Origin of the sequence: Listeria monocytogenes ATCC 19117, from assembly GCF_000307025.1 — a bacterium.
In the GTDB taxonomy this organism is placed as follows: Bacteria; Bacillota; Bacilli; order Lactobacillales; family Listeriaceae; genus Listeria; species Listeria monocytogenes_B.
Genome location: NC_018584.1, coordinates 468,120 through 493,171, shown reverse-complemented (window position 1 = coordinate 493,171; position 25,052 = coordinate 468,120). Strand labels below are relative to the sequence as shown.

The 25,052-nt window shown below is 37.3% G+C and carries 21 protein-coding genes; 3 read left to right on the top strand and 18 right to left on the bottom strand.

Annotated elements, in window-relative coordinates:
* Window positions 1–113: 113 nt before the first annotated feature.
* From LMOATCC19117_RS02405 to LMOATCC19117_RS02340, 12 genes are all read right to left on the bottom strand, one after another.
* Complete coding sequence (locus LMOATCC19117_RS02405; protein WP_003741497.1) at window positions 114–413, bottom strand: hypothetical protein; 300 nt, start codon at window positions 411–413, stop codon at window positions 114–116.
* A gap of 176 nt (window positions 414–589) precedes the next feature.
* Complete coding sequence (locus tag LMOATCC19117_RS02400) at window positions 590–1,084, bottom strand: hypothetical protein (RefSeq protein WP_003734620.1); 495 nt, start codon at window positions 1,082–1,084, stop codon at window positions 590–592.
* Between the two features lie 1,122 nt (window positions 1,085–2,206).
* Window positions 2,207–2,563, bottom strand: coding sequence for a hypothetical protein (locus LMOATCC19117_RS02385; protein ID WP_003741488.1), 357 nt, complete (start codon window positions 2,561–2,563; stop codon window positions 2,207–2,209).
* A gap of 53 nt (window positions 2,564–2,616) precedes the next feature.
* Complete coding sequence (locus tag LMOATCC19117_RS02380; RefSeq protein ID WP_003734616.1) at window positions 2,617–3,225, bottom strand: hypothetical protein; 609 nt, start codon at window positions 3,223–3,225, stop codon at window positions 2,617–2,619.
* A gap of 16 nt (window positions 3,226–3,241) precedes the next feature.
* Window positions 3,242–3,688: a hypothetical protein gene (locus LMOATCC19117_RS02375; RefSeq protein ID WP_003734615.1), complete on the bottom strand. Its 447-nt coding sequence runs from the start codon at window positions 3,686–3,688 to the stop codon at window positions 3,242–3,244.
* A gap of 26 nt (window positions 3,689–3,714) precedes the next feature.
* Window positions 3,715–4,305 (bottom strand): Imm64 family immunity protein, encoded by a 591-nt coding sequence (locus LMOATCC19117_RS02370; protein ID WP_003734614.1) that lies wholly within the window; start codon window positions 4,303–4,305, stop codon window positions 3,715–3,717.
* Between the two features lie 162 nt (window positions 4,306–4,467).
* The gene (locus LMOATCC19117_RS02365) at window positions 4,468–4,782 is read right to left on the bottom strand and encodes a hypothetical protein (protein WP_003741484.1); all 315 of its coding nucleotides are present in this window, start codon (window positions 4,780–4,782) and stop codon (window positions 4,468–4,470) included.
* Between the two features lie 915 nt (window positions 4,783–5,697).
* Complete coding sequence (locus LMOATCC19117_RS02360; protein WP_003734612.1) at window positions 5,698–6,180, bottom strand: hypothetical protein; 483 nt, start codon at window positions 6,178–6,180, stop codon at window positions 5,698–5,700.
* A complete protein-coding gene (locus tag LMOATCC19117_RS02355; protein WP_003734611.1) occupies window positions 6,180–12,767 on the bottom strand; it encodes a DNRLRE domain-containing protein in 6,588 nt (2,195 codons plus the stop codon). Before LMOATCC19117_RS02355 ends, LMOATCC19117_RS02360 begins: the two co-directional genes overlap by 1 nt.
* A gap of 255 nt (window positions 12,768–13,022) precedes the next feature.
* Window positions 13,023–13,448, bottom strand: a complete 426-nt coding sequence (locus tag LMOATCC19117_RS02350; RefSeq protein ID WP_003725159.1) for a hypothetical protein — start codon at window positions 13,446–13,448, stop codon at window positions 13,023–13,025.
* 195 nt (window positions 13,449–13,643) lie between these two features.
* Window positions 13,644–14,390, bottom strand: coding sequence for an SDR family oxidoreductase (locus LMOATCC19117_RS02345; RefSeq protein WP_003725158.1), 747 nt, complete (start codon window positions 14,388–14,390; stop codon window positions 13,644–13,646).
* A 13-nt stretch (window positions 14,391–14,403) separates the two neighbouring features.
* A complete protein-coding gene (locus tag LMOATCC19117_RS02340) occupies window positions 14,404–14,973 on the bottom strand; it encodes a DapH/DapD/GlmU-related protein (protein ID WP_003734610.1) in 570 nt (189 codons plus the stop codon).
* Between the two features lie 117 nt (window positions 14,974–15,090).
* Between LMOATCC19117_RS02340 and LMOATCC19117_RS02335 the strand changes: the two genes are divergently transcribed.
* Window positions 15,091–15,966, top strand: a complete 876-nt coding sequence (locus LMOATCC19117_RS02335; RefSeq protein ID WP_003734609.1) for a LysR family transcriptional regulator — start codon at window positions 15,091–15,093, stop codon at window positions 15,964–15,966.
* Between the two features lie 22 nt (window positions 15,967–15,988).
* Here LMOATCC19117_RS02335 and LMOATCC19117_RS02330 read toward each other — a convergent pair whose 3' ends face one another.
* The 5 genes from LMOATCC19117_RS02330 to LMOATCC19117_RS02310 are packed head-to-tail and all read right to left on the bottom strand — an operon-like array spanning window position 15,989 to window position 22,448.
* Entirely contained in the window at window positions 15,989–18,571 is a 2,583-nt protein-coding gene (locus LMOATCC19117_RS02330) for an alpha-mannosidase (protein ID WP_003734608.1), read from the bottom strand.
* 15 nt (window positions 18,572–18,586) lie between these two features.
* The gene (locus tag LMOATCC19117_RS02325; protein WP_003725154.1) at window positions 18,587–19,693 is read right to left on the bottom strand and encodes a PTS fructose transporter subunit IIC; all 1,107 of its coding nucleotides are present in this window, start codon (window positions 19,691–19,693) and stop codon (window positions 18,587–18,589) included.
* Window positions 19,694–19,705: 12 nt separating this feature from the next.
* Complete coding sequence (locus LMOATCC19117_RS02320) at window positions 19,706–20,026, bottom strand: PTS fructose transporter subunit IIB (RefSeq protein WP_003722977.1); 321 nt, start codon at window positions 20,024–20,026, stop codon at window positions 19,706–19,708.
* Window positions 20,023–20,487: a PTS sugar transporter subunit IIA gene (locus tag LMOATCC19117_RS02315; RefSeq protein ID WP_003725152.1), complete on the bottom strand. Its 465-nt coding sequence runs from the start codon at window positions 20,485–20,487 to the stop codon at window positions 20,023–20,025. The genes LMOATCC19117_RS02320 and LMOATCC19117_RS02315 overlap by 4 nt, the downstream gene beginning before the upstream one ends.
* On the bottom strand, window positions 20,487–22,448 hold the full coding sequence (locus LMOATCC19117_RS02310) for a BglG family transcription antiterminator (RefSeq protein ID WP_003734607.1): 1,962 nt from the start codon (window positions 22,446–22,448) through the stop codon (window positions 20,487–20,489). Before LMOATCC19117_RS02310 ends, LMOATCC19117_RS02315 begins: the two co-directional genes overlap by 1 nt.
* A 162-nt stretch (window positions 22,449–22,610) precedes the next feature.
* On the opposite strand from LMOATCC19117_RS02310, the gene LMOATCC19117_RS02305 reads away from it, so the two are divergent.
* On the top strand, window positions 22,611–23,468 hold the full coding sequence (locus tag LMOATCC19117_RS02305; protein WP_003725150.1) for a GRP family sugar transporter: 858 nt from the start codon (window positions 22,611–22,613) through the stop codon (window positions 23,466–23,468).
* An 18-nt stretch (window positions 23,469–23,486) separates the two neighbouring features.
* Here the strand turns inward: LMOATCC19117_RS02305 and LMOATCC19117_RS02300 are convergent, their stop codons facing one another.
* Complete coding sequence (locus LMOATCC19117_RS02300) at window positions 23,487–24,299, bottom strand: Cof-type HAD-IIB family hydrolase (RefSeq protein WP_003733611.1); 813 nt, start codon at window positions 24,297–24,299, stop codon at window positions 23,487–23,489.
* A 146-nt stretch (window positions 24,300–24,445) separates the two neighbouring features.
* Here LMOATCC19117_RS02300 and LMOATCC19117_RS02295 point away from each other — a divergent pair, with 146 nt between their 5' ends.
* Window positions 24,446–25,000, top strand: a complete 555-nt coding sequence (locus LMOATCC19117_RS02295; protein ID WP_003734606.1) for a TMEM175 family protein — start codon at window positions 24,446–24,448, stop codon at window positions 24,998–25,000.
* The last annotated feature ends 52 nt before the right edge of the window (window positions 25,001–25,052 follow it).

Below are 25,052 nucleotides of genomic sequence, written 5' to 3'. Positions count from 1 at the left end.
ATAGTCCCTCCTTAGACCTCAAATTTCATAATCGAAATACACTATTAGGTCTTTTAATAAGTAGCTTTTCTTATTTTCATGCCCTTCTAACCTTTGTTGTAATATCAAATCAGCTAGATTGTTTGTCTATACCACTCCTTTAAATATGCTTCAGGGAACTTAACTTTCTCAAAATCCAAACTCTGTAGTGTATCGATATCATACGAATTAACTAGATATAAATCCCATTGTGCTGATATATCTTCTAGTAACTCTCTTTCTTCTAATGATAGATTATCGTTTATTGACTGCTGATTCTCATCAACATATAGTATTTTATCCGACCTTTCAACCAGTTCTTTACTTGTAATTACATCGGTAAGTGCCTCAGTGAGATTCATTTTTATCACATCCATAATACTACTCTTATCCAAATTACATCCTCCTACCATTTATGAGAATATTTCCCGTTATTAAATCTATAGTGAAGGGCTTATTTTTAGTTTGTTCATCAAATCTTGTTCTACACTGCACCCGAATCGCAGGTTATCAAGCATATTGTGGACATTTTTGGTTCACCCTGGCTTCTGATTTGGCTAATTTCTTAAAATCAGCATTTTTGTTCATTACTTAAGATTATAACTGAGCTTCCATCATAATCCGACATAATCAAAAACTCATCTTTATCAAGATGCAACTCAAATTTTCCTACTACCTTATTTCTTTTAAAAATAGTATCTTTTTGTGAATAGTGCAAAATATTGTCTATTTTATATCCAGAAATAATGTGCACAAGAAAGTTTGAATTGGCTAAAAGTCTGAAAATAAATAGAACTTCATCGAGATGCACGCTATCTAATTGGATGTCCTTAATTAATAACAGCTTCGTTCTTTCATATAAAATCTCGATTATTTCACTACTTGGAAATTTCTCAGTTAAATCTTCTTTGTCAAAAATGCCTAACTCTAAAAGCAAATGCATTGGTTGACTTTTATTTATAATAGTTGTTTTTAATGCATCATCTGACATTTCATCATTGTTAGTAATTATTATTTGTTCCTGATTTGTTAGCGTAAAAATGGTTTTTTCTATGATTTTTGACACCTCTCTCCTATCTCCATTTGCTATTCTTTTTATGCCAAGAACTTTACTCCTTGAGTGATAATCTAAAGAAAATAATCTTCCCCAGCCAGTTTCTTAAATTTTTCCATAATTGAGATTTAGAATATACCTACATATACAGCAATATAGACATACATTAAAAACGAAAAAGTACAAAGTATAAAAGAAAATATGCCTTTATGTTTCATGCTTTTACCATTTTTTTTGATTAAATATAATACTGAAATTATTACTAAATTAATTAAAACCGCAATAGAAACAATCACAATAATGCCCCCTTAATATAATAGATATGAAGCAAATATTGTTATAATAAAAATACTTATTATATATGCTTTTATAAATTTTGATGTCCTTTTACCATTGTCAACTATCTCACTAAAAATAAAAATAATCCATAAAGTTTCAATTCCTAAAAACACTGTAACAATAATATATGTTACGCTATTTGAAAAAAAGAAATTAATTATAATAAAAATAAAAATTATTAGTATCATCGCAAACATAAAACTTTTTTCTTTGAACCAAGTCAATGTAAATTCAACTCCAATAATCGAGAATTTTCATACCTTCTAATAGTGTTGGAATTTCGAAACGGCCTTGCTTTTAATGGATATTTAAAGTCTTCATTTTCTTTTTCAATGACGTGTTTATCTCCTTAATAATTATTCTTTTCTGTAAATTTTTTCTATCTTTGGAAAATAATTTTCAATAAATAAAACTCGCTATAACATAATAAATATATATTCCTAAAGCGACTATACCTAATATTGCTGATAGGATAGATAAAATTGTAGACTTTCCTTTACGTTTACTCCATAAAACTAATATGAGTTCGATGCACAAAATAATTATTTGCACTACCAAAATCACATAAATATATGATTTCAGGGTTTCACTACTGCTTATGAAAATACCTGTTCCAACTATCATAATCCCCGCAAAAAGTATGCTTGCACATACGATTTCCAAGATACCTTTAGTTTTTTCTGAGAGAAGCAGCGGAATGAAACAAATTGTAAATGTAATAAAATTTATTGATACATCGATAATAAATTCAATCATAATCGTTTCCCAATTCCCTCCTTTTATAGCGACAGTTTTTCAGTAAAAAACAAAAGTCAAAACCACATAAGTTATATAAGTAAATAAATTAAATATCGTTAGAATTAATACACATACACCTATTAAAACTTCCGATTTTCCGAATTTACTTAAATAATTCATGAATACATTTGCGAAAAGTATCACTATTTCAATTACTAATATAATGTACATATATGTATGCAGTTCCTCTACACCAGAAAGAATTAACCCCGTTCCGACTATCGCCAATCCAGCTATTGATAAACTAGCAATCACTTTTCCCATTAATTGCTCCTCTTTTTTAATTGCATTTCCACCAACTAAGAAACATACAAAAGCAATAAAATTAATTAAAACATTTAAAATAAAACCCATTTTTCATTCAACTTTCTATATTGTTATTACGATTCTTTATTAACTTTTTAGTCTTAAATGCTCACTGAATAGTAGTTTTTTAAATATGCTTGTTTAAAATCTTCTGCTTCTGATTCATCTGCTGCATCTTTTTTAATAAAATAATCTACCACTTCATCTTTAGAAAGTCGAATCTCACTATTCATTTGCTCCATTTTATTAGAAAATCCAATGATGACTAAATGAGAACTACGATCAAATTTTATTAATATACTCCCATCTAGCAGGAATATAGTAGGGCTAATATCAACTAAATTAATGGGATTTCTTGATCCTTTTGTGAGGATGTTCTCGCTGAATACCCCATTCCATTCATTTATACTTTTTATTTTTAGTTTTCCAAGTAATAGCCAACTTGTTAAAAACATTCCAAAAACATCTGAGTGAAAATATATATCTTTTTCTTTATCTAACAAAAGTACGGATAAAATTCGATTGCCTTCTTTCGTATTTTCAAATGCATCTAATGGGAAATATAAATAGCTATATTTTTTGTCAGGTACACAATAGGGGAAGTCTAGCCCTGGAAAAGTTAAATCTTTATAGGCTTTATGTAACTTATTTCGAAATTTAGCAATCCCTTTAACTTCAAAGTAATCAATAGATTGTTTTTGATTTCCCACTTTATCCCTCCTGAATTTATATCAGCTCTAAATTCGATTTTTCCATTGAATACGCCATCAACTCACTTGAATCTGATAAAACGACTAATAATGGGAAAATGGATAACAATTTGGCTCGTATATTTTCTATCCTTGGTATTTCGCTAAGCTCTAATTTATCTATCTGCTCAGAGATGTCGCAATCTTTTTCTAATAAAAAATACTGGTCATAGCTAGATCCCTCTTTAAATCGTTCTTCATCCTCTTTATAAAAATGAATATATGTCTTTCTAAATCTAGTTTGTTTCACAAGGACTGATTTATCAGCAGCTGCCTCAAAATTACTGGAAATATGAAATTGATATATATCAAATTGAAGAATTAGCCGCTTCATTATTTTTTCAATATCTTCATGAATTTCTTCTAAATATTTACCTTGATTATCATAAGCACCCGCAGTAGTTATACCTTTTAAATGAATCATTTATCTATGCTTCTCCAATTCTTTTTTTAGTTTGTTCGGTGGAGTGGTGTATTCTTAATAACATAATGCTTTTTCTTCCTCTCACTTATACCGTCAATTTCCCAAGTATTTAGATACACATGAAAGTCATCATTCTTTGGGAGAATTAATGTTGCATACGGGCTTTCAAGAGGTTCTATATTCCTAGGATTATGGAACATATCCACTTCTGCTTCCGTGTCAATAAAACTAAAATAATAGGGATAATATGAATAAATAGTTATTAAAATACTGATTAATTTATTTTCCAAACTTTTTGGTGAAAACATCTCGGGCAAGTAATCATACGATAGATCAAACAAAACCCCTTGATAGTTTTGTTCCTCATAGAAACGTACAACAAATTCCAAATTATCTCTTACCTGCTTGCAATTAATATGAGTCACTTTTGAAAAACTATTATCTTTTTTCACTTCTTCCAAATTTTTAGTGCTAGATAAGTCGCTTTCCGGACTGTAACAAACTATATTTTCAATTTCCACATTTGCTTTACTACTTATCAAATCAATATATATTTTGACTAGGTTTTTATATGAACTTTGTTTATATACACATCCTGAAGATACGAAACTAGACATTCACACTCCTCCTATAAACTTTCTTTTCCTTCATTCTGAATTTCACAGTTCTGGTACTCTTGCTAGGATAAGCCCCAGTAGGTCTTCTAACTCTGAAATTTTATATATAAATGACTTTGACTTATATTAATTTGGCAATTATTTGCCTCACATCGTCTACTGCTATAAAGCTAATTCATCAACTAAAAATCCCAAGTCTTTTGCATAGAAATTGATTACTTCGCCTTCTAGAATCTGGTAAGTCATGATTGTATTTTGCACTAAAAAATATTCAATGTTTTCGCGTCTATTAAGATCTGACACCCCGCTAAGTAATGTCTTTATATCTACTCCTTTAGTTACAATTATAAATTTGTTATATTCCATTATTCCAGGTTTTTCCCTCATCGGTTCTGACTTAAAAATGTTTAGAAAACGCTTAGGCTTTAATGGGAATGTTAGATCACTTCGCTTCTTTCTATCTATAGTGGATTTCATCCCTAAATGCCCAACCGAGGGACTAGCATTATACAATAAATTATAAGGGCTAGCAGGAAAATAATGATAGCTATACTGTTAAGGACGGTTTTATTGTTTTTCTTACGTCTCGTTTCATAGCCAATAATTAATATAAGTAGAAAAACAAAATATATTATTATCACAAATAACATATTATCCCTCGATCCTTCTTAAAAGTAGATAATTATTCCCGTAACCGCAAATAAAGTTAACAATATTAATACTTGCATACACCTATAAAAGAAGCTGTCTTTCTTAAAATCTATAATAACTATACACATTATAATTATGCCGATGAATTCCAAATCCATTATTAATTTCAACATTGAATCCATTTCAATCTCCTAATTTGGTTATTTTCTTTCCTTTTTCTTTTTTTATATTCTCTAGGATTGTATTCTTACTATCTTGCTTATGCTCACGCAGAGATTATTCTTTTGATATGTATTATTTACATCTCTTACTTTTAGAATAAGCCCTCCCTGTAAAAATGGAGGGCTTATTCTTAGTTTATTTTTTTAGTTTGTTCATCAAATCTTGTTCTACACTGCCGCCGAAACGCAGGGCTAGAATATCTTCTTTTTTTATCCAACAAGTTCCATCTAATCGACCTTCGTCATCCACTAAAGTAATTTCTAATCCTTCATAGTCATTTTCAGCGATTATTCCAATTGCTGGCGTCTCGTCGCCTATGATGTCAATAAAGATTATCTCTTTACTTTGGTATACATAATCAGCAGCAATTTCAAATTGTTTCTACACGATTAAACTATAGAAATAATATTCCAGTAACTTATATTTCTAATTTAGATATATTATTTTAGCAATTGAGCTTTATTCAAAGCATCTTTAATGTTTTAGGCAATATTCTCGCAGTCATACCATCCACTCTGATTACTTGAAAAACTGCGCCAAATCTATTCCTTTTGAAAATATGCCTATAGCAGTAACATCTAAAACAGGAGAAATCACTATCATTCCATCTTCTATTTCCATGTTTTTTCTAGCATTTAATTCTTTTTTCTCCTTGAACAAAAATATTTTGTTTGCGTCTGGATAAGCATCACCTTCTAAAAACAAATGAAACATCTTTTTCTTTATCTCCATAGATTCATCTGCAAGAACAACTTTTTTATAGCCATTCTTTTTGTCTCCAGGTAATTCCTCATACGGCCCAAATATATCCACTAAAAAATAAGCAGAAACCATAAACTCACCAAAAGTATCACAAATGTCTTGTAATTCTTGTTCAGAAATAGGGATTGGATTTTTAAAATTATAAATATAATTTTGTTCTGCTCCAGTAATTCCAGAGTCAACTTCATAATTAGGTATGTCTTTGTTTTCTACAATATATAGTTGTTGTTTGTCAAGCATTATTTTCCCCTTCCTTTTCTTGGATAGATTATATAGTGCTTTGGTTTGTAGTTCCAGTGGACATGTAAATATTTTTTTTGATTTCCACCAACTTTTCCGTAATCTAAAGCGAATAGCCTCCCTTTTTTACGGTTAATTATAGCAAAAATCCTTCCTCCTTGGCTTTTCTTAGGAAGCCCTACCTTCCAATTCTTAGTAACTGTAAATTCTTTTTTCTTAGAATTATATCTCGATCGCGCCCACTTAGCACCTTTTTTAGCAGTCTTCCCTACCCATTTAGCGCCCTTTTTAGCAGTCTTCCCTACCCATTTGGCACCTTTTTTACCATATTTTGCAATAGGCTTTCTAAACTTATAAATAAACTTACCGGCAGCCATAGCAGCTGGGATAAGCCATGCCCAATTTCCATCAGGGTCAACCATCATCACCGGATTATTATTCGCATAATTATACCCATTCATCGTCTGCGGGTCGTCTTCATCGCCCGGGTCTGGATCATATGCGGTAAACACGCCTTGCTCTGGTTCGTAATAACGCGCCATCAAGTAATATTGTTCGATTTCCTTGTCATATGTGTATCCTGCATAACCATACGGATTGGCTTTGGCTTCTTCTGTAGAGGCAGTGTTTTTCAGCACATTTCCCCAAGCATCATACGCATATTCTGCGACAATCTTACCTGCTTCATCTGTGAGCGCAATTACGTCGCCATGCGCATTATAGTGATAATAGAGGGTTTTGCCGTTCATCTTCATCGCTAAACGAACATTATCATCCGAATAAACATACTGACGAACTACTTTTCCATCACCATCAGTCTCATACAGAACATCAATACTATCGCCATCATAATGATAATTCGTCGTCACGCCATCGACTGTTTTCGACAAGCGGCGGTTATCATCATCGTACGTATAACTCGTAAACGGCTTGCTCTCGCCTTTTTTCGTAATGCTGCTTAAACGGTCGCCGGTATCCCATGTATACGTGTACTTGCCATCGCTTGTACGGTTACCATTGGCGTCATACGTCAGCGCTTCTCCGTTCCACGAAACCAGTTGATTACCATCATTATAACTTGCGGCAATTGTTTTTGTCTCGCTTCCGCTGATTGCTACTTGTGTGCGGTTTCCGAAGCCATCGTAGGTGTATGCTTTTACGGTGCCGTCTGGTAGTGTTTCTTTGGTTAGTTGATTGACTGCATCGTATTCGTAGGTTGTTTTTCCGTCTTGTTTGTTGTCGATGCTTGTACGGTTGCTTGCTGCATCATAGGTGTAGTTTTCGTCTAAAATTTGGGTGCCGCTTGCGCTACTAATAGCTGCGTTGGTGACTTTTTGGGTGCTATCGTAGGTGTAGTTGGCTGCGGTGCCGTTTCCTGCTGTGTAGACGTTAATGTTTCCAAATTCGTCAAACTCGAAATAGGCGTTTTTGCTTCCGTCGTTTACGCGGGTATTCCGGTCTAAGTCGTTGTATGTGTAGCTTGTTTTTGCTGTGTAGTCGCCGTGGTTAATGGCTACTTCTCCGACTTTGTCTGTTTTTCCTTTGTTGTCTTTTGTTGGTTTATCTTTGTAAGTGTAGCTTACGTCACCACCTCGTTCGGCTACTTTGGTGATTCGGTTGGCATCGTCGTAGGTTTTGTCGGTAACGATGCTGTTAATTTCGTCGGTTACTTTTGTTTGGTTGCCGTTTGGATCGTATTGGAATTTAAATGCTAGTTTATCATTCCATTTAATCCCGTCCAAGCGGTCAGCGGAATCGTATGTGCTTTCGGTTACGCGACCATTTGGCATGATTGCTTTTGTTTCATTACCGGCTGCATCGTATTCATACTTGATTGTGCGATTAAGTGCATCGGTAAATGCGGTAATTTTGTTATCTACGTCATATTCATAGATATTTTTTTGCGTTTTGCCAGATGCGGTGACATTTTTTTCGGTGGTGTTGCCATTGTCGTCGTACTTATAGGCTACGGATGTGCCGTTCGCTAGTTTTGTGTCTATAAGTGCGTTGTCTGCATCATAGGTTAAAGTTTTTTTGTTGCCTTTTTCGTCTGTTTCGGATGTAGTGTTACCGTAAATATCGTAAGTGAAGCTGATTTTGCGGCCTTCTTCGTCATAGCTAGCTGTTACATAATTGCCGGAAGCGTCGTATTCATTTTTTGTTAATACTTCGCCTTCTATGACACGTACATCGTCAAACCAAGCTTTTCCGGTTAAACCATTGCGGAACATGGTGTAAACTTTAATCATTTTGACTGGCTTAGTCGGTTTAACAACTACGGCACTTCGGTTCCAGTCGTTCGTTCCGAGTGGGAATTGACCTTGTACGGAAGAAGTTGTGCCATCTTGATAATATATTGTTCCCCATATCGAATAATCGTTCGACATCGTTGCAACAGAACCGTTTGCTTTGGCGTCTTCTGATTTGGATAGTGCGGAAATTGTTAATGCTTTGGCTTCTTTTTGATTTACTGGTACATCTTGGACAATATGCGTGTAGGCTTCACTTGTTGCTTTTCGCTCGAAGTAAACAGCGCTATCACCGCTATGGCTTTCATTATCGACTACTTTTGCTTGTGTCAGCGCGGTATTACCTGTGCGCATCCAGCCAGTCGGAAGTGTTCCATTGTGCTCTTCAAAACTGCTGTTGACTACCGGGTTGTAACTGGAAGCAACACTACCTTTTTCAAACTGAACATTGTCGTACCAAATTGTGCCTTTTCCTTTATGCGGAGCTGGTTGTTCATTGTCCAAATAAAGCAAGACTTGGCGTGTGTTTTTAGATGTTTTAAAAGTTAGTTGGCGTTTTACCCAGTCACCGTTCTTTTTGATCGATGTGGCGCGGTTGGATTGCCATACGCCGGCATCGGTAATATCTTTTGCATTTGCATCTTGTAAACGTCCAATGAGAAGTGCATCGGCGTTTGTCATTCCGGATGTTTTAATCCAGGCGCTAAATGTATACGTTGTTTCTGGTTCTACATCAACGCGTTGAGTAACGGATGAATAGCCTTTTACGGTAGAATTTGCTTCACTCGTTAGTTTAACGGAACCGCTGCCGCCGAGTGTTCCTGGAGCTGACTGAGTGCTATCGAATGTCATGCTTCCTTTTGCATCAGATTGAATCAGTGTCCAGTTGGAAACTCCTGCTCCTTTTTCAAAGCCGCTGTTTTGAAGTAAGTTACCTGCTGAAGAAAGTTCACCACTACCTCGAATTGGATTTCCATAGGCGTCATACTGCGTTACAGAGGATACTTGGGATTCTGTCGCAAGTGTTTCTGACACCGCATCTGCTCCGTCATAAGTAACCGTCGTTTTGCGTCCTTCTGTGTCAGTTGCGCTCGTTACATCGTTATTTCCATTGTAGGTATATGATTCTGTACCGTAAGCATCTGTCGCTTGCGTGATATTACCATCTGCATCGTAAGAATATGTTTCTTCTTGTCCCTTAGGATTCACTTCTTTTACTAGGTTATTTGATTCATACGTGTAGGTCGTTGTGAGTTTGAGACCATCTGCATCCACAATTTCTTTCTTTGGATTTCCAGCATCATTGTAGGAATAAATGGTTTTCTTCTTTTTCTCGTTTGTTAAAGTTGTTTGTTGCTCTTCCATGTCATAAGAAAGTGTTGTTTTTTTGCCGACCGGATCGGTTATTTCTGTTAATTTCTCTTCTTCATAAGCAAAGGTTGTTTCGTATGGTTTTTCTTCTGTATGTTTTGGATCGTAAATCGATGTTAATAAGCCATCTGTGTAGCCATAGCAGTATATTTTACCGCGGGCAGTGGATGAACTGATTAGCTCTTGTTTGTCATTATACGTGTAGCTGATTTTACGGTCTTCTGGTCCGACAAGTTCTTTTACGAGCTCGCCTTCATACGCTAAAGTCACGGTACGTCCGGAAGCGTCGCGCATGTTTGTTAGTTTGCCGTCAGTATATTCGTAAGTTAATTCGTTGCCTTTTGTATCTTTTTCGGATTTTAATCGTCCATCAGCTAAAAAGCGCGTTTCTGACTTATCTTCTTCTATTTTCAAATAGCCATCTGCGTTTTTAGTAATCTCGGAGTAAATGCCTGGTGGTGCCACGTATTTATCGCCTTTTTTAGTGAAACGATGGACTTTCTTGTCCGATTCCACCCATACGATATTTCCGTTTTCTTCTTCAATAAGTTTCTCTTCAAGCGTACTTGTCCAGCCTTTACCAAAAATGCCTGTTGCGTCATCTTGGCTGTTAAAAGTACGGTCGACATTGATACTCGGGCCGCGGCCTTCTAAGTTAAAATCTGTTTCATGGAATAAAAAGTTTCCATTTGTAGCGTTTACTTCGCCGCCACGTACCGGCACACTTGTCCAGTAATCTACCATTCCTAGCTGTTTATTTACTACTTCTGGAAGGGATGGTGTCGCTGGTTCGGATTGAATACTTGTGGCGTTATTTCCCGCTTTTTGGTACGCAACAATTCGGAACCAGTAGTTTGTTCGTTCTTTATAATTACCGCCAGAATTGGTATAAACTGGAGAAGGATCTTTTGCTAGTTCATCGCCTTTTCCGTCATGATGAAGAGCGAATTTACCTTCTGCAATTTCTTCTTTGGTTGGCCAAATCCCTTTATTTTGGGTGGTCCACTTTGTTTCTGCGCCAACATCGTATTCTTCGTAGGCTTTCCCATTGAAGACAAGTACTTTATAGCCATCCGCCATTGGGCTCTTTTCCCAGTTAAGTTCCACGTATCCTGTTTCTTTATGAGCTAAGTTAGAATATGCTTTCGCAGCAGGGGGTTGTGGTTTTTCGATTGGCATATAGGCAAATACTAAGTCGGAATTCGGGCTTTCTCCACCCGGGAAAACGGCTTGCACTCTGAATAAATAGCGCGTTAAATTGCGCAGTCCAAAAGTACTTCCAGCTTGAAACGCATTTTCATATTGCGCTCGCGGATCAAGAGCGAATTCGGTTCCTTTGCCATCATGGTGGAATTCGAATTCTCCATTAGCGATTTCGTCATTTGTTGGGGAAATTTTCTTCCCTTTAGTGCTCCAAGTGGTTGCGGTGCTTTTTGTATTAATATATTCGTAGTTATATCCATTAGAAATAACGATATTATAACTCGTTGCACCAGGAACAGCCTTCCAAGATAAATCCATGTAACCTGTTCCAGTTCCTACTCCATTTGAATTCGTTTTAACAGTAGGTTTTTCCGGTTGAGCATACGTATAATTTACTTCTAGATAAGGATAGTTTTTATTATTTTCACTTGCTACTAATTTTTTCCAATAGTTTTGATCGATGTTCGTAGCTAGACGGAAACCGTTATTTGGTCGCACGCCACTTGCCCATGCTTGAACTGTTTTAGTGACATCTAAATTCGCCCACTCACCTCGGCCGACATTGACGCTTCCAATCCGTGTCGTTGCAGGAGCTGTATTCCATGTCACTTGCCATGGGGACCAGTTCGCATTAGATTCATAGTACCAAAGATCATTTTTAACTGTTGGGGACATATGCCAAATGTTATACACTTTTAGCGTTGCTTTAGAAATCGTCGCTTTATTTAAAGTAGACGTGTCCATTTTTAAATAGGCGGCATTATTTCCTGTTGAATTGTCCCATTTACCAAGTTTTAACGTGTAAGCATTTTGGCCAGAATCCCAAAGTTTGCTTCCGATATTGGTTTCGGTTGGTTTTGCTGAATTGATGTTGGCATTATACACTTCATCTAACCGGACAGATGGATCAATATAGACAGGATATTCGCGCGCGACATCATTTAGCCATGCTGTATCTACTTTTAATTGTAACTCATAGACTGTTTTGGTGAGTTGTTTCACTTCAAAGGAAACATTCTCGGATAACGCTGCTTCCCCGGTCTCAGCGCCGACATTGGAATCTGTCATAACTGGTTTCGGAAGCGTATACATTGTTTCACCGGATTTATTTTTGAATAGCACATCACCATTCTTTGCCAGCTCTAAACCAAGTTTTGTTTCTATTTGATAAACATACGTATCTACTTGATTAGGTTCATGTAGTACGATGTCTTCTTTTACTGATTGTGGAAAAGTTAAATGACGTAAATCTGTTTTAGGAAATACATTTTCATAAGTAACTTCATTTTCTTTGTAGGTCGCTGGTTGGTCTGTAACTGCTTGTTCATTTTCGCCTGTACGTGCTCCTTTTAAGCGAAAAGTAACTTCTGCGCCAGCTTTTGTTAGTTTCTGATATGCGCCGTCTTCCATTTTGTCTAAGAAGCCTAGTTCTAATGGAGTTTGTTTTGGAACAATCATGTCAGAATCTGCTTCTTTCTCCACATTCGCATCGATGCGTTTCATCTCGCCATCAACTTCCATATTGATAGAATCCGCAAAGATTTGTTTTGTAAAGCTCCCGTCGTGGTTATTAAAAACCACTTCATTTTCTGTTCTTTCTTCTTTCACTTCTGTTGGTGCTTGTTCTCCCGCTTTCTTTTCTGGTACTTCTACCCCAGTTGACGTCTCCTCCGCCATTGGTGCATAACCAGGTATTAGTGAAAGGAATAACATAATAGCTATCAGGCTCACTAAGATTTTTTTTGCTTTTGCATGTATTTTCATGTGTCAAGCTCTCCCTTTTTCAATGTAATTTCATTCGATGCCTTGCTAATTTCTCTTTTTTTAACTTGCCGCTAACAACTTCACTGCCCTCTCTTTCTAAAAAAGGACCAGTTTTAATTGAGATAAAACTGGTCCTTTTCCTAATATTACAAAATTATTATAGCATGTTTTCATTCCAAAAAGTTATGCAAAATGTAAAATTTTTACTTTTTGTTTGAATTATTAATTTTATTAATTATAATTAGTGTTAAATAGTTAAGCAGTAATAAATTTCAGTCGCGCTGTATCAATACAAATATCAACAATATTGTCGCATTCTATAAAGCATTTCCCATCAGATGCAAATTCTTCTGGTGCAAGGGTATTAATCATTACTAAATTTGCTTCAATCGTTTCTATTGTCCCGATAATTAGCTCGTCCCAAACAGTCATTATTTCCACTAATTTGTTGTTCTTTTTCGTCCATTCCAGAAAATTCAATAGTGTGTCGCCTTCCTCACTTAATTCAGGTATTTGTTCCTGAGGTCGGTTTAAATTTTGATACGGCTTCAGATATTGAGTATCTTGTTGAACTTTAAAAATAGCTTCATTTGCTACGAGTGCAAAACCATCAAATCCCACTCTAGTATGGTATTTTTCCAATATAATGAACGAATCAAAAATAACTCTGATATATCCCACACGAAAATCATTTGTTTGTTGCTCATCATCATATACTTCATAAAGGCACTTTTGGTTTAGTTGTTCTAATTGTTTACGATTTCATTGGTTCACCTCTTTTTTAAGCGCTTTCAATTTAAGATACCATGTTTAATCCTCTCCTGCAATACAAAAAAAGCCTTGAACGAATAATCAATCCGTTCAAGGCTTTTCCATTTACCACGGTTGGCTGGTTGGACCTACTGTGAATTCATTTACGTTGACGTCTTCGGGTTGATCGATAGCATACGCAACAATGCTCGCGATACGATCAGGTGTGATGCCGTATTGTTTGTATAAGCTCGTCATTCCTTGTTCGGTTTCTTTATCCGTGATTGTTTCTAGTAATTCCGTATTGATAGCTGCTGGATAAATGGTCGCTGTGCGGATATTGGTTCCTTCTTGCGCTGACTCCATCCGTAATACTTCCATTAAGTCACGGACTGCCCATTTAGTCGCGCCATATACTGCGCCGCCGGGATATGCTTTTAATCCTGCTACAGAAGAAGTGGCGATGATATGTCCTGATTTTTGAGCGATGAAAGAAGGCAAAACTGCGGCAATTCCATTCAGTACGCCTTTAATATTGATATCAACCATTTGCTCCCATTCGTCTTCTTTTAAAGCAGATAATGGCGAATTCGGCATGATTCCCGCATTTAAAAAGATTGCATCTACTTTTCCGTATGTTTCAATCGCTAATTCTACTAATTTCTTATTGTCTTCGCGTTTTGTCACATCCGTTTTGGCAAAAATTGCTTCGCCTGAACTCGCTTTAATCGTTTGAACAATTTTTTCCAGCTTTTCTACGCGACGAGCAGCAAGAACCACTTTCGCCCCTTTTTCAGCTAAAAGTAAGGCTGTTGCTTCACCAATTCCGGATGATGCTCCGGTTATAATAATTACTTTATTTTTGATTGTCATTTGCTATCTCTCCTTATTCCTCGATAATTTTACGAATTTGTTTGGCTGGGCTTCCGGCGACGATAACGTTTGCTGGGACATCTCTTGTGACGGTAGCATCCGCAGCAACGATAGCATTTTCGCCGATTGTTACGCCTGATAATATCGTTGCGTTTGCGCCAATCCAGGCGTTTTTCTTCACACAAATTGGGGCTACTCTTAAGCCACGTCTTTTTTTCGGGCTAACTAAATGGTTGACGGTCACAAGTCTTGCTCCTGGGCCAATTAAAACATTATCTTCAATTGTAATCCCACCCAAATCCACGAAAGTTACATTTAAATTGATAAAGATATTTTTCCCAAAAGTAATATGTTTCCCGAAGTCGCTATAAAAAGGAAGTGAGACATCGACTGATGGATCGACTGGTTTTCCAGTGATGTCACTGAGATATTTAATCACTTCTTTTTTTGAGTGGTACTTGGTGTTTAGTTCGATGATAAGTTGTTCATTGTTTTGTTTTACTTCGTGAATTTCATCTAACAAATCCGACCCTTGGAGAATTTCTTGGTCGACTAGTCTTTTCTGTAAATCTTGTTCTATCATGCGCTTTCCCCCTCGAAAACCTTTTACTATTTAATTATAGCGGGAGAAGTTATAATTGAATAATACTTATAAAGCATATCCAACTATTCATTTTAGTTATAGGAAAGGGTGATTTTAATGGAGCTTCGTGTGTTGAATTATTTTTTAACTGTTGCACGTGAAAAAACGATTAGTCAAGCGGCGGAAGTGCTTCATCTTTCTCAGCCAACGCTTTCTAAACAATTGAAGGAACTTGAGGAAGAACTAGGGGTAACTTTATTTATTCGTGGAAATCGGTCTATTACGTTAACAGAGGATGGGCTTTATTTAGCTAATCGCGGGAAAGAAATTTTATCTTTAGTGGAGTTAACTACTTCGAATTTACTTCAAAATGAGACGATTAGCGGAAAAATAATGATTGGTGCTGCTGAAACGAGAGGATTTGAATTTATCGGTAGCATGTTACATGAACTTAGAGAGAAGCATTCCGACATTACTTTTCAATTGCATAGCGGCAATGCGGATGATGTTTTAGAAAAAATTGAGCACGGTTTACTAGATTTTGGTTTGGTAATTAATCCTGTGGAAAAACTACAATATGAATATTTACCACTTAATATAGAAGATACTTGGGGAATTTTAGTCAATACAAAACATTCTTTAGCGAAAAAAGCGGTTGTAACTCCTAGTGATATTGAAGCTAATCCGATTGTCGTTTCCAACCAATCTTTCATTGATAATCAGCTAGCTAGTTGGCTTGGAGAGCATTTTGAACAATTGAATGTAATTGGTAGATATAATTTACTGTATAATGCCTCTTTGCTCGCTAAGGAGAACATCGCAAGTATTCTTTGTATTGATGGTATTATCAATACAAAGAATACTAACCTGAAGTTTATCCCTTTTTCGCCGCCTCTAACTGCTGGAATTAGTATTGTGTGGAAGAAGAATCAAACTTTCTCCAGTGCTTCGAAGGAATTTTTACGATTAATAAAAAAAACTTGCTCAAAATAAATACTTTGAGCAAGTTTTCTTTCTATATTTCTAATCGCAACGTAACAGCGCCATATGCTGGAATCGTGTTGTTGTCATTTGCAACAACTTCTTCGATAGCATTCACATACTCAAACGACATATCCGAGAGTGCCAACTTTTGTGGTGTGTTAGTTGGGTTTTCCAGGCGGATAATGTATTTATCTGCTGAGTAGTAGGACGGGTGGCACGCTGAAACTAAGTATTCTTTCGGCAAATTCAACATACCTAACGTTTGCTTCGCGCCTAATTTCCGTTCTGTTTTCTGGATTTTGTTATCCAAGCGATGTAAAAAGTGATTGAACGGTTGGCGTTGATAAGATACGTTTGCTTGGTTGAACGCTTTTGTTCGTTCAGCTGTTTTATGTTCATCGAAAGCTTGGTCCCCGAGGTAAATGGCTAATGAAAATTCATGTTTACCAAGTAACTGCGCGCCTTCTGTTTCTATGAGCACGTGACCTTTTTTCGTTGTGTCGCCTGATGCTCGGCCTGGCCGGTATGCTAAATCAGGTTTTCCGAGTTGTCCGGTTGTTGCCAGTAGCGTCAGTGCTAAATATTGATCCAATTGTTGGTATTCTTTGATGCCCTGTGTGAAAATGGTACAACTTTCTGCTTCATTTGTTAGCGTCACGCTTTGTTCAAGTGGTTCGATGTCGATTGGCATTTCGCTATATGTTTCTCGCCAATTCGCTGGTACAACTGGTTTTCTCTTGATATATCCGAATGGAAGTGAAGCGATGTTGTAGTCTGTTTTCACACCTGTGTTTACTTTTAAGCGTAGACGGTGATTTTTAATTTGGTTATCTACTTCAACTTTAACATCCAGCAGTTCGCTACCTTTTTTCACCTCTAAAATGAGTTTGATTTGCAGGTCGCCATGCCCTTCTTTCGTCAAACGATCAAGTGGGAAATCGCTTTTTCCTGTTAAAATTAAACGTTCGACTTCGCTTGATTTCTCCGTTTTCACTTCGGAAAAAGTGAATAATTCCGCGATATCTCCGGCTAGTGGTGAATAATCATACGTATCTCCCGCATTCACATCATCTTCTAGTGTAATAAAAGAAGTGATGCGCTCGCCGTTTGGTTTTTCAAGAGCAATTTCGCCATTTTCAAAAGTGATTTTGTAGAAATTATTCGTGATTGCCACATCATTGGAAGCAATCATCGAATCCAGTTCGCGGTCATTCTCTTCAAAAGCAATCACGCGGTAACCAAGGCCTGGAAGCTCCACTTTGACGCGCACTTGAAGCACATAGTAGCCCAGTTCTTCAATAAATCGGTTTCCGGCTGGCGTTTCTTCTAGCACATTTTCGCGCGATGGAATGAACTCTTCTTGGACAATCGTTGCGTCCGGAAACGCTGGGAAATGGATGTTTTTATGCTCGGTTACTACTTGTATTTCTTTATATCCGTCAAAATCATGTAAATCCGTGTTAAAAACGATAATTTCGTTCGCCGCAAGTGATAAATCATCGGCAATTTTTTTCACAATCGTGTTTTCGATACTATCGCATAGTTCGTCAGCTTCTTTCATCCGGTGCAAAATATCTTCGGCAACTGGATCAGAAACGCAGCCCGCCAAGCTATCGTGCGCTTGACCTTCTAAAAGTTTCTTCCAAGTGTGCATTAGTAAACGCTCGCTAATAGAAATTCCAGATGCTTTAGCAATAACAAGAAGTGGCTCAATACGAGTTAGCAATTTTTGCTCGAGTGACGCGCTTTTTAGCTTAATATTCATTCGGCTAGATCCAATAGTTTTATGCACTCGCGCAAGAACCGGACTTCTAAATTCGCCGCGATATTCTTCTAAGTCGGGCAGCTCTCTAACATATTGAATAAAATCTTGATAGGTACTAAGTTGATAATCATGGCGTCCCATCTTGTTGATTTCCACTAATTTTTCGGCAAAGTTACTAATAATATTCAGCTGATCATTCCCAGATGGAATTAAAACTTCAGTTGTTTTACTGTACTTTTCAATGAAATCAATTGCCGGGTCGAGGCGTCCATCCACATATGCCGAGGTTGGTTCAAGGAGCATCCCTGTGCCGTAACCTTGTGGCATATTAATCGCATAAATCGACGCTTCTTCTCCAAGTCCTTGCCATTTAAAATATGGAGACGCAACATGTTCACCAAGATGAATCCCACGCCAGAAAATCACATTATCAAAGCCAGCATGTTCAAGTAAAGTCGGCATTTGGGCATTAAAACCAAATGTATCTGGCAAATAACCAATTTCCATATAGTCGCCGTATTTTTTACTATCAAAAATCCCAATCATCGCATTGCGCAAAATCGACTCACCATGCGCGAAAAAGGCATCTGTTTGCGTAAACCACGGTCCAATGAAAAGTTGTTTATCCGCAATTAATTGCTTAATATCCGCTAATTTTTCCGGGTACAGTGCGACATAATCATCTAAAATCGACAGTTGCCCATCAAGTACAAAGTTTGCTTCTGGGTGCTTTTTTAATTCGTCAATTACTTCTGTAAAAAGTTGTTCACTTAGAACCAGTGCATCGGCCGAGGTAAAATACCACTCTCGGTCCCAATGCGTATGGTTCACAATATGTGCTTTAACCATAGTTACCTCCGTTTTTTAAGCTTCCCATTCTGCTTCGTCAATTTCGTCATCGTAGCTTGAACCAGCCATTTCCTCGCCAGCACTTGCTTTACGTAAAGCGACTGACATACCCGCAACGATTAGCGTTCCAACTGCAATTGCTAAAATGTAAACTGGCCAATTTTCAACTGTGAACCAGCCATAAAAACCACTAATTGGCGCTTGGTTAATTGCGCCAAGACCTACAGCTAGCGCGCCGCCGACAGCAGAACCAAGAACCGTAGCCGGAATAACTTTAAGCGGAGATTCTACCGCGAAAGGAATTGCCCCTTCACTAATCCCAACAAGTCCCATGATAAGAGAAGATTTTCCTGCCTCACGCATTTCAGTATTATATTTACGTTTTGCGATTAAGGTTGCTAAACCAAGACCAAGTGGTGGGATGATGATTGCTACTTGTGCTGCTGTATTTGGTGCATAAATTCCACTTGTTAAAAGTGCCATCGCCGTTGTTACAGCTGCTTTATTTACAGGTCCGCCTAAGTCAAAACCAACCATTGCTCCGATAATAGCCGCCATTAGAATTTGATTCGATCCAGACATACCATTTAGCCAATTTTCAAGGGCTGTATTTAAGTCAGCAAAAGGAATACCAACCACATAATTAATAATAAGAACGGTAATAAGTGTGCCAAAAACTGGTACTAAAAATACCGGTACAATCGAAGCCGCCGCTTTTGGCAGTTTCACGTATTTTTTAATCAATAGACATGTGTAACCAGCGATTAAACCAGCTGCCAGTGCCCCAAGGAAACCAGCGCCAATATCACGTGCCAGTAAACCACCAACAAGACCAGGTGCTAGTGCTAATTTGTCCGCAATCGAATACCCGATAAATGCTGCAATAACCGGGAACATCATTCCTAGCGCCAAGCCACCAAAACCATCTAAACTATGCAGTAGTGAAATTAAACTATTCGCACTGTCTGCGTATTTCGCATCCCAAATATCTGTAATTCCGAAAAACGAACCACCAACCCGAGCAATCGCCATAATCACGGCGCCTGCAATAACGAGCGGAATCATATATGAAATACCTGTTAAAACGTGTTTTTTCAGTTCACTCCCAATTTTTCTGAACATGGTAGATCCTCCTTATTTTTCGTCAATTAACGCAAGTGCTGCGTTGATTACTTTTTCTGCATCTTTAATCGGTGCGCTTACTGGAACTTCCAGCACGACTTTACCATCAAAACGTTCTTTGTTACGAACTTTTGTATCTACTGCGAAAATAACTACTTCGCCGATATTTACATCTTTTTCGGTTAATTCATTCTCAATTCCTGTTGCGCCTTGTGTTTCTACTTTAATGAGGTTGCCCATTTTTTTCGCGCCTTTTTTAAGTGCTTGTGCTGCCATATATGTGTGCGCCACTCCTGTCGCACATGCGGTTACTGCGATAATTTTACGTTTCATATCTCTACTACGCCTCCATTTAAAATTCGAATAACTTCTTCTTCGTCTCTTGTATTTTTTAAATTTTCGACAATATCATCGTCCATTAGTTTCGTTGCAATTTCTGCAAGGATTTTTAAGTGACCGTCTGTTTTGTCAGAATCAGTAATCGCCAGTAAGAAAATCATATTTACCGGTTCGTCATCCAGTGATTCCCACTCAATCATTTCTTTCGTTCTTGCAAAAACGATGGCCGATTTTGTGACACTTTCACTTTTTCCGTGTGGGATAGCAATGTTATTTCCTATTCCAGTTGTTGAATGTGCTTCGCGATCCAAAACTGCCCGAACATAAGTCGCTTTATCCGCTAAAATACCATGTTCATCTAGCATTTCTGCCATTTCTTCAATTGCTGCTTCTTTTGTCGTCGCCTCTAAATCAAAGACGACTAATTCTTTTGTTAAAATATCTTTTACTTCCATTACATCCCATCCTTTAACAAATGCTCATAAATTTCTGCGGCACTTTTTAGTTGTGTCAGCTTCTCAAGCCATTTTTTATTATCAATATATTTATAAAACTGTTCATACATCGCGTCTAAATTAATGCCATTTTGTTCGGTCAGAGCGATAAAAAAGATTTTATCCACCTCGACTAAGCCCCATTTCACTGGATTTTTAAGTGTGGCAATAGCGATGTGCGATTCATTAATAAGTGCAGGATCTGCGTGTGGTGTCGCCATTTCTTCAAAAGAAGTGAACGATAACGCTTCTCTTTTTAGCGCACTTTCAACAATTCCTGATTTAGCAATACCAAGATTCACAAGCTTATTACCAATTTGCGTGATTGCGTCTTCCATCGTTGCAACATCTAGCTTCGCAAAAATAGTTTTCGGTTCAATCAAGTCAACAAATGGTTGGCTGCGTTTCTTTTTCTTGCGTCTCGTTCGTTCGATTTGGCTTTCAACTTGTTGTAAATCGGCTTTACTCATCATCGGACTGACAACAATACTTGGAATATCTTCCAGTTCGAGATAAATCGTGCTGATGACTAAATCCACATCGACTTCTGTTTCCATTAACGCCTGAACGGATAATATTTTTTCAATCGTAATCATTGGAAAATATTTTTTAATTCTCGCCGCAAGTAATCTTGATGAACCAAGCCCGGTACTGCATACAAGTACAACTCGAATTTGGTCGGGGAAAGAACGACTTCTTTCTTTGTATGCCTCAAAATGTAGCGCGATATACGCCGTCTCATCTTCGTTCACTTGCACATCGTACTTTTGTTCAAATTTTGCTTTAAAATATAGCGCTTCTTCAAACGCTTGGGGAAAGTTTTGCTTAATTTTGCTAAGGTACGGATTTTTAAAATGCATACCAAGTTTTAACCGGTTAATGGCGGATTTCATGTGTGTCGTCAAGTCATCCAGTAAGCTTTTATCGTAATTCCCTTCCGCTAAACACGTGCTGACAAATTCTGCCACATCGTCTTCTTTTGGTCGAACGCTTACAAGTAACTCATCATGCTGTTGGTTATATGCTGCTGTTAAATGCAACTGAATATAGCCGACTTCAAATGCTGGAATTTTAATATCCAAACGGTCTTCTAGCATGCTAACGAGGATTTCCGTATTGTTTCGCTGCGAATCAAATACATCTTTCATTGGATCGCTCTCAACATTTTCGATATACTCTCCTGCTCGAATACGCTCTACCGCAATCGCAAGATGAATGACAATCGATTGAAACGCATAATCAGTAAAAGCAAAATCATGTCGCTCACTAAATGCTTGAACAATCGCAATGATTTCTTTCAAGCCCTCTTCTGGAAAAATTCCGGTGACATCGGCTTTAATCGTGTCAAAAGCTTGGAGGACCTTTTCGCCTTCTTGCTTTAAATACCAATTATTGCCCCAAAAATTATTAATAAATTTCGATGTTAAGGCGCGCTTTTCTCGTTCACTAATAAGGAGTTTCATGCCCTTACTAGGTTTCTTATACAAAGTAATACCTTCTTTTTCCAGCATTTTCGTAACTTCAACCATATTTTTCTCAATCGTGCTCCGGCTAATGTAAAGTTCGTCTGCAAGCTGATGAATCGTGATATAGTCGTCTGCTTTAAGCAATTTACTGAAAATGTAGATAACCCGCTCTTCTTTCGTTGATGGGATTGGGCTGACTTGGTTATCTAGAAATCGGCTAACTTCGGCAAAAGCCTTGTTATCACCCTCAATATACACACCGATTTTTGGTTTACGGACCACTGTCATATCAAAATCCTTTAGAAAAACATCGATTTCCTTCAGTGAGTTTGATACTGTTTTTTCTGAAAGTCCGAGATGATTCGCGATAGTTCCAACACGTGTTTGACCTGTCTTCATTAGAAACTGAATGATATTTTTTTCGCGATTTGCAATCATTTTCGTTACCGCTTTCATTTTTAATTTTCCTTTCCCTACGCTTATTCTATTACAAAGACTCATCCCCAGAAAACTACGAAAATTACCGCATTGAATACCGTAATTTTGGGATATTGCTGTTCATTTTGGAGAATGGTAGATTTAAATTAGCACCACTAACCTAGAAAGGAAGCTTATTTTATGTCTATTTATCTTATTGCGTTACTCCCTGTTCTTGGGTGGGGATTTATGCCAATAATTGCGAACTTACGAAAAAGCACCCCCGAGGAACAACTACTGGGGACTTCGATTAGCGCGCTATTATTTGCTTTCATTTTGTTCTGGATTTTATCACCAGAAATAACGGTTCTTTCTTTTATAGTGAGTTTTGTTTCGGGTATCTTTTGGAGTTTTGGGCAATTACTGCAGTTTAAAGGGATTGCGGCTTCTAGTGTTGCGAAGGCAATGCCGATTTCAAACGGAACTCAGCTAGTTGGCGCAACGCTTTTTGCTGTTCTTGTTTTCCGGGAATGGCAAACGGTTACGGCTGTTATCATCGGAGTTGTTGCAGTAATTTTAATCTTGATTGGGGTGGTAATGACCGGGTTTCAAAAACGCGGGAATCATATCACGGAGTCGGTTTCATTTCATGTCTACGGTATCGTTATTCTATCTTCTTTCTTTTTAACGCTTTACGTAGTGACAAACCAGCTTTTTGATGTCACTGGCTTTTCTATCATTTTACCACAAGCCATCGGTATGCTGACATGCGCCATTGGTATTAACTTAGCGAAAAAGACTGCTATTTCCCGAAAAAATGTTACATTTAACTTAATGACCGGATTATCGTGGTCAATCGCCAATTTAGGCATGTTCTTAGCGACTGCTGTACTTGGTGTCGCAACGAGCTTCTCGATTTCACAAGCTTGCGTTATCGTCGCAACAATCGGCGGTATCCTCATTTTCAAACAGAAAAAAAGCCCGCTAGAATGGACTTTTATCCTTTCTGGCATACTGTTAATAATGGTGGGCGTCGTGTTCCTTAGTTTATTGAAATAAAAAAAGCCAAAGACCACCTCAAGGTCTTTGGCTTTTTTTCATATACTCTTCTATAACTTGTAACACGCCCGCTTCTTTATTAGAAGCAGCCACATGTTTCGCAGCAGCAAGAACTTCCGGACTGCTTTCTTGCATTGCGTAACTATGCGACGTTAATTGCAACATTTCGATATCATTATTCGCATCACCAAAAGCGAGTAAATCATCTGGCGCCACTTGCCATTCATTCAATAGTTGCTGAATCGCGCTCCCTTTCGTCACACCCGGAATTATAATATCAATACTTCCATGCCCGCTCGACACAGCGCGAATTTCACCGGCAAACATTTGATTCAAATCTTCCACAATTTGCCCTGTCTTAGCCACTTCCACATCAAGCGCGAACTTAATAAACGTATCATCCGGAAGTACATCGAACGAATCCAACTCTTGCAACTCAAAATAATACTTTTTCGCAAATGCTTTAAAATCGGGATCGGCGGCTTTTAATAAATACGCACTCTTCACCCCACAAAGAATCACTTGCAAATCTTGATATTCTTGAATCAACGTCCGCAAAATCTTTTGAACTAATCTTTCCTCAAAACGATTCACACTCCGAAGTTCCCCTTGATGAAAAATAACCGCCCCATTTTCAGCAACATAAAAAAGCTCCTCATCCTTCCCTGGAAAAAAAGATTTAAGCTGATAATATTGATTCCCACTCGCAACAATAAATTTAATCCCACGCTTCATTAATTCAACATAAATCTTCTCAAATCTAGCACGATCATATTCACCATTTCCATCTAAAAAAGTCCCGTCCATATCTACAGAAATCGCTCTAATCATCCGTTTAAGCTCCTTTTAAAGTTAATTTTATTCTATTATACCAAATTTTTTCGCGCCACATTGCTACAGCTTGTTTAATTATAAAATATGCTATACTAAACTAGCCCATATCATAAATAACAAGACACGAAAGGAGGGCCCAAACCTTGTCAAAAGGAAGATTAGAAGCATTTAGTGATGGTGTTTTTGCAATTATAATTACAATCATTGTTTTAGGAATGACTTTACCGGATGTATTTACCGCAGCTAGCACACAAGCATTCTTATGGGAAATTTTTATATTTATCGAAGGCGGATTAATTATCGGACAATTTTGGTATTCACATAGCAGGCTGTTTGATCAAGTCACATTCATTTCCACATCTGCCGTCTTATTTAATATTTTATTTTTATTAGTTTTGTCACTTATCCCATTATTTACAAGAGCAATCATGCAACATCCAGATATGACCGCACCGATTATTGGATTTGTTATTACTATTTTGATTACTTCGGTGCTATTCCAATTATTGCATCACGCGGTAAATGGAAAAGATTCAGGTATCGACAATTGGAAGTTTCGAATCTCTAGTTTCATATTTGTAATCATGCTTGGTATTATCAGTTTCTTCGCTCCACAAATATCCACCATTTTATTTATTATTTTCCCAATCGCTGGTTGGATTATTCAACTCACAAACCGCCGTCAGCCTCCAAAATAAAAAAAGTCAGCGAAAAATTTCGTTGACTTCGCTTTACTATTTTGTTATTCTG

Bases quoted from the DNA above. Each gene is read 5' to 3' on its own strand.
- LMOATCC19117_RS02385 (WP_003741488.1), bottom strand. From the start codon at position 2,563: ATGGGTTTTATTTTAAATGTTTTAATTAATTTTATTGCTTTTGTATGT.
- LMOATCC19117_RS02375 (WP_003734615.1), bottom strand. From the start codon at position 3,688: ATGATTCATTTAAAAGGTATAACTACTGCGGGTGCTTATGATAATCAA.
- LMOATCC19117_RS02370 (WP_003734614.1), bottom strand. From the start codon at position 4,305: ATGTCTAGTTTCGTATCTTCAGGATGTGTATATAAACAAAGTTCATAT.
- LMOATCC19117_RS02365 (WP_003741484.1), bottom strand. From the start codon at position 4,782: ATGAAATCCACTATAGATAGAAAGAAGCGAAGTGATCTAACATTCCCA.
- LMOATCC19117_RS02360 (WP_003734612.1), bottom strand. From the start codon at position 6,180: ATGCTTGACAAACAACAACTATATATTGTAGAAAACAAAGACATACCT.
- LMOATCC19117_RS02355 (WP_003734611.1), bottom strand. From the start codon at position 12,767: ATGAAAATACATGCAAAAGCAAAAAAAATCTTAGTGAGCCTGATAGCT.
- LMOATCC19117_RS02345 (WP_003725158.1), bottom strand. From the start codon at position 14,390: ATGACAATCAAAAATAAAGTAATTATTATAACCGGAGCATCATCCGGA.
- LMOATCC19117_RS02340 (WP_003734610.1), bottom strand. From the start codon at position 14,973: ATGATAGAACAAGATTTACAGAAAAGACTAGTCGACCAAGAAATTCTC.
- LMOATCC19117_RS02335 (WP_003734609.1), top strand. From the start codon at position 15,091: ATGGAGCTTCGTGTGTTGAATTATTTTTTAACTGTTGCACGTGAAAAA.
- LMOATCC19117_RS02330 (WP_003734608.1), bottom strand. From the start codon at position 18,571: ATGGTTAAAGCACATATTGTGAACCATACGCATTGGGACCGAGAGTGG.
- LMOATCC19117_RS02325 (WP_003725154.1), bottom strand. From the start codon at position 19,693: ATGTTCAGAAAAATTGGGAGTGAACTGAAAAAACACGTTTTAACAGGT.
- LMOATCC19117_RS02320 (WP_003722977.1), bottom strand. From the start codon at position 20,026: ATGAAACGTAAAATTATCGCAGTAACCGCATGTGCGACAGGAGTGGCG.
- LMOATCC19117_RS02315 (WP_003725152.1), bottom strand. From the start codon at position 20,487: ATGGAAGTAAAAGATATTTTAACAAAAGAATTAGTCGTCTTTGATTTA.
- LMOATCC19117_RS02310 (WP_003734607.1), bottom strand. From the start codon at position 22,448: ATGAAAGCGGTAACGAAAATGATTGCAAATCGCGAAAAAAATATCATT.
- LMOATCC19117_RS02305 (WP_003725150.1), top strand. From the start codon at position 22,611: ATGTCTATTTATCTTATTGCGTTACTCCCTGTTCTTGGGTGGGGATTT.
- LMOATCC19117_RS02300 (WP_003733611.1), bottom strand. From the start codon at position 24,299: ATGATTAGAGCGATTTCTGTAGATATGGACGGGACTTTTTTAGATGGA.